Annotated in this window: 12 protein-coding genes; 9 read left to right on the top strand and 3 right to left on the bottom strand. The window is 66.7% G+C overall.

The window, feature by feature from the left end; genetic code table 11:
* Nucleotides 1–314: 314 nt before the first annotated feature.
* Complete coding sequence (locus H556_RS0115085; protein ID WP_245559518.1) at nucleotides 315–2,567, bottom strand: AGE family epimerase/isomerase; 2,253 nt, start codon at nucleotides 2,565–2,567, stop codon at nucleotides 315–317.
* 80 nt (nucleotides 2,568–2,647) lie between these two features.
* On the opposite strand from H556_RS0115085, the gene argB reads away from it, so the two are divergent.
* From argB to H556_RS0115105, 4 genes are all read left to right on the top strand, one after another.
* A complete protein-coding gene (gene argB / locus H556_RS0115090) occupies nucleotides 2,648–3,577 on the top strand; it encodes an acetylglutamate kinase (RefSeq protein ID WP_024355235.1) in 930 nt (309 codons plus the stop codon).
* A complete protein-coding gene (locus tag H556_RS0115095; protein ID WP_081650973.1) occupies nucleotides 3,574–4,287 on the top strand; it encodes a pyrimidine 5'-nucleotidase in 714 nt (237 codons plus the stop codon). The genes argB and H556_RS0115095 overlap by 4 nt, the downstream gene beginning before the upstream one ends.
* Nucleotides 4,284–5,153 (top strand): 2,3,4,5-tetrahydropyridine-2,6-dicarboxylate N-succinyltransferase, encoded by an 870-nt coding sequence (dapD, locus tag H556_RS0115100; protein WP_024355237.1) that lies wholly within the window; start codon nucleotides 4,284–4,286, stop codon nucleotides 5,151–5,153. Before H556_RS0115095 ends, dapD begins: the two co-directional genes overlap by 4 nt.
* A 96-nt stretch (nucleotides 5,154–5,249) precedes the next feature.
* Nucleotides 5,250–7,562, top strand: coding sequence for a S8 family peptidase (locus tag H556_RS0115105; protein WP_024355238.1), 2,313 nt, complete (start codon nucleotides 5,250–5,252; stop codon nucleotides 7,560–7,562).
* A 90-nt stretch (nucleotides 7,563–7,652) separates the two neighbouring features.
* On the opposite strand, the gene H556_RS0115110 is transcribed toward H556_RS0115105, so the two are convergent.
* Entirely contained in the window at nucleotides 7,653–8,825 is a 1,173-nt protein-coding gene (locus H556_RS0115110) for an acetyl-CoA C-acetyltransferase (protein WP_024355239.1), read from the bottom strand.
* Between the two features lie 183 nt (nucleotides 8,826–9,008).
* Between H556_RS0115110 and trhA the strand changes: the two genes are divergently transcribed.
* The 3 genes from trhA (at nucleotide 9,009) to H556_RS0115125 (ending at nucleotide 10,779) form a co-directional block, all read left to right on the top strand.
* On the top strand, nucleotides 9,009–9,704 hold the full coding sequence (gene trhA / locus H556_RS0115115; protein WP_024355240.1) for a PAQR family membrane homeostasis protein TrhA: 696 nt from the start codon (nucleotides 9,009–9,011) through the stop codon (nucleotides 9,702–9,704).
* Between the two features lie 120 nt (nucleotides 9,705–9,824).
* Complete coding sequence (phaR, locus tag H556_RS0115120) at nucleotides 9,825–10,406, top strand: polyhydroxyalkanoate synthesis repressor PhaR (protein ID WP_081650979.1); 582 nt, start codon at nucleotides 9,825–9,827, stop codon at nucleotides 10,404–10,406.
* A 7-nt stretch (nucleotides 10,407–10,413) separates the two neighbouring features.
* On the top strand, nucleotides 10,414–10,779 hold the full coding sequence (locus H556_RS0115125; RefSeq protein WP_024355242.1) for a hypothetical protein: 366 nt from the start codon (nucleotides 10,414–10,416) through the stop codon (nucleotides 10,777–10,779).
* A 139-nt stretch (nucleotides 10,780–10,918) separates the two neighbouring features.
* Here the strand turns inward: H556_RS0115125 and H556_RS0115130 are convergent, their stop codons facing one another.
* Nucleotides 10,919–11,656 (bottom strand): glycosyltransferase family 2 protein, encoded by a 738-nt coding sequence (locus H556_RS0115130; protein ID WP_024355243.1) that lies wholly within the window; start codon nucleotides 11,654–11,656, stop codon nucleotides 10,919–10,921.
* Between the two features lie 104 nt (nucleotides 11,657–11,760).
* On the opposite strand from H556_RS0115130, the gene H556_RS0115135 reads away from it, so the two are divergent.
* Nucleotides 11,761–13,437 (top strand): phospholipid carrier-dependent glycosyltransferase, encoded by a 1,677-nt coding sequence (locus H556_RS0115135; RefSeq protein WP_024355244.1) that lies wholly within the window; start codon nucleotides 11,761–11,763, stop codon nucleotides 13,435–13,437.
* Nucleotides 13,434–14,354 (top strand): hydroxymethylglutaryl-CoA lyase, encoded by a 921-nt coding sequence (locus H556_RS0115140; RefSeq protein WP_024355245.1) that lies wholly within the window; start codon nucleotides 13,434–13,436, stop codon nucleotides 14,352–14,354. The genes H556_RS0115135 and H556_RS0115140 overlap by 4 nt, the downstream gene beginning before the upstream one ends.
* Nucleotides 14,355–14,485: the final 131 nt, after the last annotated feature.

Here is a 14,485-nt window from a genome sequence, read left to right on the forward strand (position 1 = left end):
GTCGCCGAAGCTTCCGTATTGATGTCGTCGATGATGTGGTAGCCGGCGTCGATCGCGCCGTACCAGCCATCGGGCTCAGCCGATGCTGCGCCGGCCGACAGGGCCAGGGCAGCCGCCGCGCTCGACGCCAGGATCAAACTCTTGACACGCATGTGATGCGGCCCTCCGAGGTTTGTTAGCAGAACTTGGCGACATATTGTGACGCCTAGGCGCTCCTTATCAGCGTCACCTTATCGGGTCGAGCGTGAAACAGCGAAAATCGGCTTCTGGAGATTCGGCGTGTTCAGGATGCTACAGAAAGCCACGCGCCGCGTTTAGCTCAAGGGAGCACGCCCTGCCCCTCTCTCGAGAACGTCCGAGGCGACGACCTGAGAAAAGCCAGAAATGATATGGTAAAGCGAACTGGCAGGGGCGGGTTCATTGATGAATGAGCCATTCTCTAACCTCTTGTCCCGCCATAGACCCTCATCCGTCAAGTAAAGCCACAGAGCGCGTTGTGCTTTTTCGGCTCCCGACATGAAGCGCCCTTTCTCATTAGATGGCGACATGTCAGCAAGCAGCAGCGCAGCTTTGAGCCATTCAGCCTGAGGCCAAAGCCGCGCGCGACGTATACGAACGTTCCCGACTTCATCCAGCGCATCCACCGCAACTTGACCGCGTGGATCAACACCCTCTTCTCCGCGATGGTACAGCGTCTTCGCTGCCTCCAACCACCCTGGATCACCACCACCGCTGTGCAAACGCGCCAACAGCCAAGCCCACTCGAACTGATGGCCGGGCTCAACCACTCGCCCGCCCTCCCCAAGGAGAGGAGACCAATTGGAGTCAAAAAACTCTTTCAAGCGACCGGTCTCGGCGTCCATGAAGAAGTTCGTCGCCAAACTAGCCGTCTGCTCAGCCAGCATAACCCAGGCATGATCTCTGCTGACCTCAACCCAAGCCAAGGCCGCTTCGAGCAGATGCATATGAGCATTTGATTGATAAGGCCGCGACCCTGTTTCAATGACGGCGCCGTAGCCATCTGTTCGTTCAAGCAGGCGCCTCCGCACGCCGTGAGCGATAGCCTCCGCTCGCCCTCCAAGATCAATCCCTGCCTTTTTGGCCGTCGCCAACGCCAGTAGGAAAAAGGCCTGATCATAGACGCGAAACTCTTCTTGAAGCGGTTCGCCGTCGTGAGATAGCAGCATCCGCATCAGCCCATCAGGCCGCAGAAACCTGCGCTCTAAATAGTCGAACCCGTCGAGGACAGCCCTGCGCCAAGGCCCTTGCCATCCCAACAAGCCAGCCTGAGCGAAAACATAAATTTGACGCGCTTGAGCGCGCGCGCGCCGCTCAGCGGCCACTTCTCTCCCGTCGAGATTGAGAAGCTCCGCGAAACCTCCGTCTTCGGCCTGCCCCACCGAAGCCCACAGCGGCAATGCGCGCAGGCGCAACCAATCTCCAAGGCGGCTGGCGCCTGCTTTGAGTTGCTCGGCCTGAGGCCTGACGAAATCTATATGTTGCGGCGACGATTTATGTAATCGCTTCACCACCTTCTTGACATCTTGGGCACGAGAAAGATCGCAAACCAAAATGGCGTCGTTTTCCGCCACGATCGCCAAGTTCTTCACTCCTAGCGCCGCGATGACAACTCCTTCTGGCGCGCGGACCAAGCAACCTTCGGCATCCTCAAAAATATGCCCCCCAAACTCCCCCTCGCCGGTCGCCGCAACCGCGTCCCAAGCCCCAAGGTCGGACCACTGGAAATCAACCGGCAGCACCCAGGCGCGCTGAGTGTGTTCCATCAAGGCGTAGTCAATGGATACCTTGGGCGCTGAACAGAAAGCCGGGCCCAACTCAATGACGTCGCCTCGCAAGCCGCTCACCGCTCCCTTCACCGCCTGAAGGACACCTGGGGCATAATGCCCAAGCTCGGCCAAAAGAACGTGAGAGGAGACAATAAAATTGCCGCTATTCCAAAGATAGCCATCCTCAATACACGTTTTTGCTACACTATAATTCGGCTTTTCAATAAAATTGCAAACAGGAGACAACGAATCATCAGAAGGCTGAATATATCCATAAGCCACGGACGGAGTTGTCGGCTTAACCCCCAACGTGACTATATGTCCATCCAGTGCGGCGCGGCCCGCTTCTCGTACAGCTAAGCAGAACGCGTGACGATCAAGTATATGATGATCTGAGGCGACAAAAACGTTCACACCGTCCGGGTCATGCTCATGCGTCCAGGCGGCTGCAGCTGCCATCGCTGCTGCAGAGTCTCGCGCTTCCGGCTCTAGCAAGACTTGAGCGAGGACGCCGACTTCATCCAATTGATCTAAAATGGCAGCCCGATGCGCTCTTCCCCCAATAACAATAATACGGCCCCCATCAGAGACTAGCGGCTGAATACGTAGAGCAGCTTCCTGGAACAGCGAGCGATTGCCGGAAAGAGGAATGAACTGTTTGGGTCTCGAGGGTCGGGAGGCTGGCCAAAGCCTCGTCCCTGCGCCACCACACATAATGACAGGATAAAATCGCATAGATCCGAATGTTAGTCTGAATCGAGGGGGGAACAGCAGTACCATCTCAGGATCAACAATATTGCAAATCCCAAAGCGCCTTCTGACGTGACTCCCGCGCCCTTGCCCGCTATCGAGCGCGCACCATGATAGAGACTGATCGGCAATCCGAGGAACGCGGCTGGGAGACGGCGAAGACGCTCGCTGAGGCCCTGCCCTATATCCAGGTGTATGACCGCGAGACCGTGGTCATCAAATACGGCGGCCACGCCATGGGCGAGAGCGCCGTGGCCAAGCAGTTCGCCGCCGATGTGGTGCTGCTGAAACTGATGGGGGTGAACCCCGTGGTCGTGCACGGCGGCGGGCCGCAGATCAGCGCCATGCTGGATAAGGCCGGGGTCAAGTCGGCCTTCGTCGATGGCCTGCGCGTGACGGACAAGGACACGATGGCGGTGGCCGAAATGGTACTGTCCGGCGCCGTGAATAAAGAGATCGCCCACTGGATCACCGTCGCCGGCAAGGAAGCCGATGTGCGCGGCGTCGGCCTGTCGGGCAAGGACGCGGGCCTGCTGACGGTCGAGAAGACGCGCCGCACCAAGCGCGACCCCGACAGCATGATCGAGCACGAAGTCGATCTGGGCTTCGTCGGCGAGCCGACCAAGGTGGACCCCAAGCTGATCAAGGGACTGATCGCCTCGGAGACCGAGGACTGGGTGCCGGTCATCGCCCCCATCGGCGTGGCCGAGGACGGCCAGACCTATAACGTCAACGCCGATACCGTCGCCGGGGCCGTCGCAGGCGCCCTGCACGCCAAGCGGATGCTGCTGCTGACCGACGTGCCGGGGGTCAAGGGCGCCGACGGCGAGATCATCCGCCAGATGACGCTGGACGAGGCGCAAGGCCTGATCGACGCGGGCGTCGCCACCGGCGGCATGATCCCCAAGCTGGAGACGGCGATGGCCGCCGTGCGCGCGGGCGTCGAGGCCGTGGTCATCCTGGACGGGCGCCGTCCGCACGCCATGCTGGTCGAACTGTTCACCGAGCACGGCGCCGGCACACTGGTCAAAAGGAAGTGACGGGCCCGGCGTCGCAGGCGGCGCCTGACGCGGCTCCGACAGAGATCGGCGCGGACCTGCGTCATGTGCGGGCGTGGGTGTTCGATCTCGACAACACCCTGTACCCGCCCGAGACGCAGTTCCTGCGTCAGGTGGAGCAGCGCATCAACCAGTATGTCGTGCGGACGTCGGGTCTGGAATCGGCCGAGGCCCTGTCGGTGCAGCGCGGCTATTTGCACGACTACGGCACCTCTCTGGCCGGTCTGATGATGCACTATGAGATCGACCCTCATCACTTCCTGGCCGAGGTCCACGACGTGCCGTTGGACGCGCTTGCGCCCGATCCGGGCCTGCACGCGGCGCTGGAGCGGTTGCAGGGCCCGCGTCTGGTCTTCACCAACGGCTCGACGGGTCACGCCGAACGGGTGATGGAGAAGCTGGAGCTGACGCACTTTTTCGACGGGGTGTTCGCGCTCGAAGACGCCGATCTAATCCCCAAGCCAGACCCGCGCACTTTCGATCGGATGCTGAAACGTTTCGGCGTCGATCCTACGACCGCCTGCTTCTTTGAAGACACGCCCAAGAACCTTGAGCCGGCGCACGACCTGGGCATGACTACCGTGCTGGTCGGGCCCAAGGCCTTCATCGCCGAGGGCGAGCATATTCACCACCGGGCCGCCTCCCTGGGCCCCTTCCTGACCACCGCCGTGCTTGACGGAGACGCGCAATGACCGACCTGACCCATCTGGAATCCGTGATCGAGGCCGCCTGGGAAGATCGCGCCGAAGTGTCGTCCGCTACGCGCGGCGAGGTGCGCGACGCCGTGGAGACCGCCCTGGCCCTACTGGACTCAGGCCAGGCGCGCGTCGCTTCGCGCGGCGAGGACGGAGTCTGGAGCACGCACCAATGGCTGAAGAAGGCGGTGCTGCTGTCCTTCCGCCTGAACGACAACGTCATCATGCGCGCGGGCCACGCGCCGACCCTCCCGCTGTCGGCGGATCATCCGGTCGCCATCGGCCCCTTCTGGGACAAGGTGCCAAACAAGTTCGGCGACTGGGGCGCCGCTGACTATCAGGCCGCGGGCTTCCGCTCGGTGCCGGGCGCGATCGTCCGCCGCGGCGCCTATGTCGGCAAGAATGTCGTACTGATGCCGTCCTTCGTGAACATCGGCGCCTATGTCGATGAGGGCTCGATGATCGACGCCTGGGCCACGGTCGGCTCGTGCGCCCAGATCGGCAAGAACGTCCACCTGTCGGGCGGCGCCGGCATCGGCGGCGTGCTGGAGCCGCTGCAGGCCAATCCGACCATCATCGAGGACGGCTGCTTCATCGGCGCCCGCGCCGAGGTGGCCGAGGGCGTGATCGTGCGCGAGGGCGCGGTCCTGGCCATGGGCGTCTATCTGTCGGCTTCGACCAAGATCGTCGACCGGGCGACCGGCGAGATTTTCCGCGGCGAGGTCCCGGCCTATTCTGTCGTGGTGCCGGGCGCCCTGCCCGATCCGAGCGGCGGCCCCAGCCTGTACTGCGCCGTCATCGTCAAGCGCGTCGACGCCCAGACCCGCGCCAAGACCGGGGTCAACGAACTGCTGCGCGACTGATCCTGAGCCAGGACCGCGAAAAGGCGCAGACGAAACAGGCTCGTCAATCTCTCTGAAACAGGCCTAATGGCTGGATGGGTTTCGGGAGAGGGAACCATGGCTGTTCATCGACTGCGCCGTATCGCGATTTCGGTCAGCGTCCTGGGCCTGCTGGCGACGCCGCTGGCGGCCTGTGGCGGAGGCGGAGGGGGGACCGGAGGCGGCATTGTCACGCCAACGCCGCCCCCTCCGCCGCCGCCACCGCCGCCACCGCCGCCACCTCCTCCGCCACCTCCTCCGCCGATCCCGTCAGAGGCGTCGCGGGAATATCAGCGCAACTGGGGCGTCGGCGACACCAACGCCTTCGCCGCCTGGCGCACAGGCGCGACCGGGCGCGGCATCACGGTCGGGGTGGTCGATTCCGGCATCCGCATGAACCATCAGGACCTGGGCGTGAACGTCTCGCCCCTGTCCACGGACATCGTCGCCGGACGCAATGAGCGCGAGGATCAGGACGGCCACGGCACGCGAGTGGCCAGCGTCATCGCGGCGCCCTTCAACGACTACGGCACCGTGGGCGTGGCCTTCAACTCGACCATCCTGTCGATCCGCGCCGACGTCAGCGACTGCACCAAACCCGAAGACAAGATCTGCTTCAAAAGCGGCGACCTGGCGCGCGCGCTGGATTACGCGGTGCAGAACGGAGCGCGCGTGATCAATCTGTCGCTCGGCGGCGAAGGCCCGCTGGGCGCCCAATTCGAGGCGGCCCTGCTGCGCGCGATCAACGCGGGCGTGGTCTTCGCCATCGCCGCCGGTAATGAGGAGGGTGCCAATCCAGAATGGCCCGGCCGCTACGCCAGCGATTCACGCTTCGCCGGCGCCATCATCGTCACCGGGGCGCATGATCAGGCCCAGCAGATCGCCAAATTCTCCAACCGCGCCGGGGTGTCGCAGAACGTCTTCCTGTCGGCGCCGGGCGTGAGCGTGGTGGTGGATTGCGAGGGCGACAGATGCTGGGGCGTCGGCGGCACCTCCTTCGCCTCGCCCGCCGTGGCGGGGGCGCTGGCCCTGCTGCTGGAGGCCTTTCCCAACCTGACCGGACGCGAAGCCGTCGACATCCTGCTGCGCACCGGGCGCGAGGCGGGAGATCCGGGAACCGACATCGTCTACGGCCGCGGCCTGCTGGACATCGCCCGCGCCTTCCAGCCGGTGGGCGCGACCTCGGCGCCGATGGCGAACGGCGCGGCGGTCAATATCGCGCTGGAGCCGGGCGCACATGTGGGCGGACCGTTCGGCGACGCCCTGGGCCGCACCGGGGCGCTGAGCACCATCGCCTATGACGAGTATGAACGGCTGTTCCGCGTGGATCTGGGCGCCGCCTACGGTCCGGCGCCGCGCCACAGCTATCAGCCCAGAAATCCGACGCCGATGCAGCAGTCGCAGGTGACGCTGGACGCGCCGGGCGGGACGCGGCTGTCGCTGGCCGCCGCCACGCCGGTGGCCGTGCCCGAGCCGGTGGTCGCGCGCTACACCCCGTTCGACGCGCCGTGGCTGGGCGACGAGACGCGCAGCGAGGCCCTGTTCGACGTGCAGGCGGGGCGGCTGTCCCTGACCGCCTGGCAGGGTCAGGGCGGAGCCAGTTCGCCTTTCCGCAGCGGGTCCGGCGACGGCTTTGTCGCCCTGACCCAGGCGGATCACGCTCTGCGCGGAGCCATGAAGCTCGGCGCCCTGACCTTCAGCGCCGAGAGCGGATCGGGCGACCGCCGCGCCCCGCTGCGCCCGGTGGAGCGCGACGCCTCGACTTACGCCCGCGCCGGGCTGGACTGGCGTTTTGCAGACGAGGAACAGGATCGTGGCGGCCTTTCGTTCAGCCTCGGGTCGCTGGACGAGCGGATGGGGCCGCTGGGCGCCTATCTGCCGACCCGCTCGGACTTCGCCCTGCCGTCGCGCACCCGCTTCGCGGCGGTCGGGGCGGATGTGGCGCTGGGACGCGGCCTGACGCTGTCGGGCGAGGCGGGCTTCGGCCGCACCGAACTGGAGGGGCGGTTCCTGCATCTGTCCGCCCCGGCGCTCAGCTCGACCTGGCGCATCGCCCTGCAATCGGCCTGCCCGTCCTGGTCAATCGCCAAGGCGCTGGGCTGCAGCAGCCTGAGCTGGGAGATTTCCCAGCCCCTGCGGATCGAGGACGGCACATTCAGCGCCTTCCTGGCCGATGCGCCGCTGGAATATTTCGACCCGGTGACCTTCTCGGAGCGGCGCTTCTCGGCCGCGCCGTCGGGGCGGCAGATCGACTTCAGCGTCCGCAGCCTGCACGCTCTGCCCGGCGGGTCGTCGCTGCAACTGGAGGCCGTGGCCAGCCGCGAGGAGCAGCATCGCGCCGACGCCCCGACCGGCTACGCCCTGCTGGGCAGCTGGCGGCGGGGGTTCTGAGGCCCGTTGTCTTTCCTCCCCACGCAATGGGGAGGAAAGCAAAAAGGCCGGCGATCGCTCACCGGCCTTTGCCGTTTCAGCCTGCCGAGCTTAGCGCTCGACGCACATCGCCACGCCCATGCCGCCGCCGATGCACAGGGTCGCCAGACCCTTCTGGGCGCCCGAGCGCTTCATCTCGTGCAGCAGGGTGGTCAGGACGCGCGCGCCGGACGCGCCGATGGGGTGGCCGATGGCGATGGCGCCGCCGTTGACGTTGACCTTGGCCGGGTCGAGGCCCAGCTCCTTGACCACGCACAGCGACTGGGCGGCGAAGGCTTCGTTGGACTCGATCAGGTCCAGGTCGGCGACGGTCCAGCCCGCCTTCTCCAGCGCCTTCTTCGACGCCGGGATCGGGCCGGTGCCCATGATGGCCGGATCGACGCCCGCCGTGGCCCACGACGCGATGCGGGCCAGCGGCTCAAGCCCGCGCGCCTTGGCTTCATCGGCGCTCATCAGCACCAGGGCGGCGGCGCCGTCGTTGATGCCCGAGGCGTTGGCCGCCGTCACCGTGCCGTCCTTGACGAAGGCGGGCTTCAGCTTCTGCATGGCTTCGAGAGTGGCGCCGGGGCGGATGTATTCGTCCTCATCGACTACCACGTCGCCCTTGCGCGTGGAGATCGTCACGGGCGCGATCTCGTCAGCGAACTTTCCAGCCTTCTGGGCGGCCTCGGCCTTGTTCTGGGAGGCGACGGCGAAGGCGTCCTGGGCCTCGCGGTCGATCGACCATTTGGCGGCGATATTCTCGGCCGTCTGGCCCATGTGATAGCCGTGGAAGGCGTCGGTCAGGCCGTCCAGGATCATGGTGTCCTTGAGCGTCAGATCGCCCATCTTCTGGCCGGTGCGAATCTGCTGGGCGTGAGGCGACTGGCTCATGCTTTCCTGACCGCCGGCGACGACGATTTTCGCGTCGCCCTGCACGATCTGCTGATAGGCCAGGGCGACGGCGCGCAGGCCCGACCCGCACAGCTGGTTCAGGCTCCAGGCCGGAGTCTCATTGGCCAGGCCGGCGCCGATGGCGGCCTGACGCGCCGGGCCCTGGCCTGCGCCCGCCTGCAGCACCTGGCCCAGGATCACCTCGTCCACATCAGCGGCGGCCACGCCCGCGCGCTCCAGCGCCGCCTTGATGGCGACCTCGCCCAGCTTGGAGGCCGGAAGGGTCGACAGGGCGCCGAGGAAGGAGCCGACCGGCGTGCGGGCGGCGGAGACGATGACGACGTCGGTCATTTTTATTCACTCCCTGGAGAAATCTTTCGCGCGAGGTTGTGCCGCATTCGAATGCGGCCGTCACCTGTTGCGTTGCAGCAATCAGCAAAACGTCATCGCCGCGCCGCAGCATGGTGAAGGAACGATGCCCGCAGCCGCGCTTTCACAAGGGGAAGGAGACGTCGCCGTGTCGAAAGCCCGCCCATGCTGAAAAGTCTGACCCGCCGCATCTGCACCCCGGACGAGCTCGACATGATCGAGCATTATCAGACGCGGGCCGAGCGACTGGCCGATCTGTGGGTCCACGCCGTGGGTCTGGCGCTGGCGGCGGCGGGAGGCGTGGTGCTGGCGGTGCTGGCCAGCGTCTATGCGGGCGTCGGCGCGGCGGTTTCGACGGCCATCTACGCCCTTTGCCTGGTAGGCATGCTGACGGCCTCGACCATCTACAACCTGACCCACCCGTGTGCGGCGCGGCCGGTGCTGCGGCGGCTGGACGAGGCGGCGATCTTCCTGATGATTGCGGGCAGCTACACCCCGTTCACGACCGTGCGGTTCGAGGGCGCCTGGTCCGTGGGCTTTACCATCGCCGTGTGGACGATGGCCTTTGTCGGCGCGGGCGTGAAGATGCTGGCGCCGCGCCTGTCCGACGCCTTCTGGAGCGTGATCTACGTCCTGTTCGGCTGGGTGGCCGTGTTTGCGCTCAAGCCGATGATCGAGACGGTGCATCCGCTGGCGCTGGGCCTGCTGGTCGCGGGCGGGCTGATCTACACCGCCGGGGTCTTCGTCTTCATCAGCCAGAAGGTGAAGTTCCGCCGGGCCATCTGGCATGGCTTTGTGGTGACGGGCGCGGGCGTCCACTGGGCCGCCGTGCTGATCGGCGTGGTGCTGGTCAACGGCTGAGGCCGCAACGAAAGACGGGACTCGCCTTCGCCGCCGCAATGCGGGATGCTTGGGCGTTGCAACATCGCGAGAACAAGCGTGGCCGACAAGAAATCCGAGGGCGGAAAAACCCGTGACGGCATGGTCGTCATCAAGAAATATGCGAACCGGCGGCTCTATAACACCGCCACCAGCGCCTATGTGACGCTGGACGATCTGGCGCGGATGGTGCGCGAAGGCGTGGAATTCACCGTCTATGACGCCAAGACCAACGATGATCTGACGCGCCAGATCCTGACCCAGATCATCTTCGAGGAGGAGAGCCGGGGCGAGGCCCTGCTGCCGGTGCAGTTCCTGCGTCAGCTGATCGGCTTCTACGGCAACTCCATGCAAGGCGTGCTGCCGTCGTATCTGGAGATGTCGCTGGATACCTTCACCCGCCAGCAGGAGCAGTTGCGCGGCCAGTTCACCCGCGCCTTCGCCGCTGCGCCCGGCGGCAATCTGATGGAAGAGGCCGTGCGCCAGAACATGGCCATGTTCGAACGCGCCATGCGGATGTTCCCCGGCTTCGCCCACGCTCGTCCGGAGGGCGAAGCGGCCGAGGCCCCGCCCGCCGCGGCCAAGGCGGAACCGGCCAAGGAAGACGCCGCCTTGGACGAGATGCGCCGCCAGATGGACGAGATGCGGGTCCAGATCGACCGCCTCGCCCAGTCCAAGGGCTGAAACCGGCATGACGGACGAGATCCGTCCGGTGGGCGCAGCGGGTCCGATGAACGATCCTGTCGTCGAGGATCGGCGCGAGAACGACCGCCGTCGCCGTGAGCGGCGTCGCGCGCGCGCGCTGGTACCGACCGAGGCCGAGGGACCGGAAGAGGCGGCTGATCCTGCCGCCTCCCCGGCAAAGCCTGCCGTCACGCCGCCTCCCCCGCCCGCCGCCTTCGCCGCCCAAGTGCTGGGCCAGTCGGGGCAGAAGCGCGGGCTGAAGGGCGGCGTCCCGGTGCTGGATGCGGCGCGAACCACCTATCTGGGCCGGGAGTATTCGGGACGGCACGACCGGCGCCCCTCGCCGGGACGCGCGCGCAAGACCGAGATCTGACGGCGACTGGCGCCTGAATTGCGAGGACGCAGGCTCAACCGTCTTCGGATCGCGCCATGCCCGCCGTTCTCAGCCTCGCCGCCCGCCTGTTCGACGCCACCGTGGTGGCGGTGATTTTTCTGGCGTTCAGCTAGGGGCCTCAGAACTCGCTGATCGCCCCCGGACGCCGCGAGCGGGACTTCAGCCACATCACGCCCAGCAGGTCCGAGAAGGACGCGCGCAACCGACCCCAGTTGGTGTATTTTGACCGGCCCGTCTCGCGGTGGCGGTGATCGACGTCGAGGTAGCGGTTCTCATACCCCTCGCGGATCATCAGAGCGGGCAAGTAGCGGTGGATGTGATCGAAGTAGGGCAGGCGCAGGAAGACGTCGCGGCGGAACGCCTTCAGCCCGCAGCCCGTGTCGTCGGCGTCATCGCCCAGCAGTTTCCTGCGGATGCGGTTGGCCCATAGCGACGCCTGGCGCTTGGCGTTGCTGTCCTGACGCTTGGCCCGCACCCCGCCGACCAGGGCGACGCTGGGCGGGGCGGCCAGCAGGGCGTCGACCAGACGCGGCGCATCGGCGGGCGGGTTCTGGCCGTCGCCGTCCAGCGTCACCACGATCGGCGCCCGCGCGGCAAGCACTCCGGTGCGCACCGCCCGGCTCTGCCCCGCATTGGTCCCATGCGACAGCACCCGCAGGGCGGGCAGTTCGGCCATCGCCGCCTGAAGCTCGGCCAGCGTCGAGTCGCGGCTGGCGTCGTTGACGAAGATCATCTCATAGGACCGCCCGGCGAAAGCCTCGGCGATTTCGCGCGCTAGGGGCACGGCGGCGCCGGATTCGTCATGCACGGGCACGACGACGGAAATGTCGGGCGAGGAAGCGGAGCGGTCGATCATCGACGCTCTTTAGCGCAGGCCGCGCCTCGGCGAAACGGCGCGTCCACAGCCGTCGCACAAGGTGAAGCTTCCGGGCGCCGCACCGGGCGTGATACGAGTGCGGCATGAACCGCCCGAACCTGGATCGCTACATCGCCGGCTGGCGCGGCCCCGTCCTTGCGGCCCTGCTGGCTCTGATTGCGGGCCTGCCCGGCCTGCTGCTGCTGCCGCCGCTCGATCGGGACGAGAGCCGTTTCGCTCAGGCGACGGCCCAGATGCTGGAGGGCGGCGACTATGTCGACATCCGCTTCCAGGATGATCCGCGCTGGAAGAAGCCCATCGGCATCTACTGGATGCAGGCGGCGGCCGTCGCCGCGACATCGGACGTCGAGGACCGCAACATCCAGCCCTATCGCCTGCCGTCGTTGCTGGGCGCCATGCTCGCGGCCTGGGCCGTGGCCTGGGCGGGCGCGGCCCTGTTCGGCAACAGGGCGGGCTTTCTGGCGGGCGTGATGCTGGGCGCGACCTTCCTGCTGTCGACCGAGGCGGGCATCGCCAAGACCGACGCCATGCTGGCGGGCCTGACCACCCTGTCGATGGCGGCGCTGGCGCGCATCTATATGTCCACGCGAGCGGGCGAGAAGGCCGATCGGCTGCATAAGCTGCTGTTCTGGACGGGCATCGGCCTGTCCATCCTGATCAAGGGACCGATCGGCCTGCTGGTCGTGGCCCTGACTATCATCGCCCTGTCGCTGTGGGACCGGAACATTCGGTGGCTGGGGCAGCTGGGCTGGGGCTGGGGCCTGCCGCTGGTCGCCCTGCTGGTCGGGCCGTGGGCCATCGCCATCACCATCGCCACCGACGGCGGCTTCTGGCGCGAGGCCATCGGCGGCGATCTGGCGCCCAAGATCGCGGGCGCTCATGAAAGCCACGGCGGCTTCCCCGGCATGTATCTGCTGCTGTCGCCGCTGCTGCTGTTTCCCGTCACCCTGATGCTGCCCGCCGCCTTGTCGGCGGGCTGGCATCGCCGGGCGGAACCGGCTGTGCGCTTCGCCGTCTGCTGGCTGGTCCCGGCCTGGCTGATGTTCGAACTGGCGCCGACCAAGCTGTGGCACTACACCCTGCCGACCTTCGGGGCGATCGCCCTGCTGGCCGCCGCCGCCCTGACCCAGCCGATCGGCAAGGTCTCGCGCGTGACGGGCGCCCTGCTGGGCCTGTTCGCAGCCGTGATCATCTGTCTGATCACCGTCTACGGCCTGACCGAGTTCGGCCGCTCGACCGCCCAGACCTGGGCTACGGTCACCATCGTCTTCGCCGTCATGGCCGCCGCCGTGGGCGGGTTCCTGCTGGTCAACCGCGCGGCGATCACCGGGGTGCTGATCGCCGTCGTCTTCGGCGTTCTGGCCCACGCGGGGCTCGCCGGGACCATCCGCCAGTTGCGTCCCCTCTCGATCGCGCCGCGCTTGGTGCAGACGCTGGACTCGGCCGAGCTGAACCCCGCCCAGGGCCGCTATCCGGGGCCGGTGGCCATCACCACCTTCCATGAGCCCAGCTTCGTCTTCCTGACCGGCAAGGACACCCAGCTGACCGACGGCGCCGGCGCCGCCCGCGCCCTGGCCGAGGGTCGTCCGGCCATCGTCGAGGCCCGCGACGACGAGGCCTTCCGCCGCGCCCTGGCCGAACTGGGCGCCGCCGGGCGCGCCGTGGGCGTGGTCAGCGGCCACAACTATTCCTCGGGCGACGACGTGCGCCTGACCGTCTATGCCCCGGCTGGGGCGGGCGAGCGGAGCATCCGCCAATGAGCCGTTTCATTCAGATCGTCGAGGTCGGCCCCCGCGATGGCCTTCAGAACGAGAAGGCGGTGCTTGAGCCCGCCGTTCGCGCCGACTTCGTCCAGCGGCTGGAGGCGGCCGGGGCGAAACGCATCGAGGCGGTCAGCTTCGTCCACCCTAAATACGTGCCCCAGATGGCCGGAGCCGAAGAGGTCATGGCCGCCCTGCCCCGCCTCGAGGGCCGCAGCCGCATCGGCCTCGTCCTGAACGGCAAGGGCTACGACCGCGCTCTGGGCACGGCGGTGGACGAGGTCAATGTCGCCATGTCCGCCACCGACGGCTTCGGCCTGAAGAACCAGGGCCTCAGCGTCGACCAGCAGGTGCAGATGCTGTCCGACATCGTCGCCGGCCGCGCCAATGCTGACGGCGCGCCGGGCGCAACGCCGAAGCTGTCCGCCACCCTGTCCTGCATCTGGGGCTGTCCGTTCGACGGCGAGGTCTCGGTCCAGCAGGTCAGCGACCTGGTCGCCCGCATAGCCGCCTTGGGCGTCGAGGAGATCGCCCTGGCCGACACCATCGGCGTCGGCGATCCTTGGAGCGTGACGAAAAAGGTCGAAGCCGCCCGCAAGGCCGCGCCCGACGCGACCCTGCGCCTGCATTTCCACGACACCCGCAACACCGGCCTGGCCAACGCCTATGCGGGCGTCGAGGCGGGCGTGGACGTTCTGGACGCCTCTGTCGGCGGCATCGGCGGCTGCCCCTTCGCACCCGGCGCGACCGGCAACATCGCCACCGAGGATCTGGTCTACATGCTGGAGCGAGCCGGGTACTCGACCGGCTACGATCTGGACACGCTGATCGAAACCGCTCGCTGGATCGGCGCCCAGATCGGCAAGCCCAACCCCAGCGCGCTCAGCCGTGCGGGCGGATGGCCGAATAGGCGCTGAGGGCTCAAAACGCCCCAAGAACACTTCCAATTCACCTCTATCGATATAGATAGATTGCAGATTCCCCGTCGACAAAGTGTCGGCTCATTTGTCGAGAAAATTTTGGTCCCCGCCCTTCAATCTCTTCGAGA

Source organism: Brevundimonas naejangsanensis DSM 23858 (assembly GCF_000421705.1).
GTDB classification, from domain to species: domain Bacteria; phylum Pseudomonadota; class Alphaproteobacteria; order Caulobacterales; family Caulobacteraceae; genus Brevundimonas; species Brevundimonas naejangsanensis.

Coding starts and splice junctions, on each gene's coding strand:
- phaR (WP_081650979.1), top strand. CDS start 9,825: ATGGTCGTCATCAAGAAATATGCGAACCGGCGGCTCTATAACACCGCC.
- H556_RS0115140 (WP_024355245.1), top strand. CDS start 13,434: ATGAGCCGTTTCATTCAGATCGTCGAGGTCGGCCCCCGCGATGGCCTT.
- H556_RS0115085 (WP_245559518.1), bottom strand. CDS start 2,567: ATGGTACTGCTGTTCCCCCCTCGATTCAGACTAACATTCGGATCTATG.
- H556_RS0115135 (WP_024355244.1), top strand. CDS start 11,761: ATGAACCGCCCGAACCTGGATCGCTACATCGCCGGCTGGCGCGGCCCC.
- H556_RS0115105 (WP_024355238.1), top strand. CDS start 5,250: ATGGCTGTTCATCGACTGCGCCGTATCGCGATTTCGGTCAGCGTCCTG.
- H556_RS0115130 (WP_024355243.1), bottom strand. CDS start 11,656: ATGATCGACCGCTCCGCTTCCTCGCCCGACATTTCCGTCGTCGTGCCC.
- H556_RS0115125 (WP_024355242.1), top strand. CDS start 10,414: ATGACGGACGAGATCCGTCCGGTGGGCGCAGCGGGTCCGATGAACGAT.
- trhA (WP_024355240.1), top strand. CDS start 9,009: ATGCTGAAAAGTCTGACCCGCCGCATCTGCACCCCGGACGAGCTCGAC.
- argB (WP_024355235.1), top strand. CDS start 2,648: ATGATAGAGACTGATCGGCAATCCGAGGAACGCGGCTGGGAGACGGCG.
- H556_RS0115110 (WP_024355239.1), bottom strand. CDS start 8,825: ATGACCGACGTCGTCATCGTCTCCGCCGCCCGCACGCCGGTCGGCTCC.
- dapD (WP_024355237.1), top strand. CDS start 4,284: ATGACCGACCTGACCCATCTGGAATCCGTGATCGAGGCCGCCTGGGAA.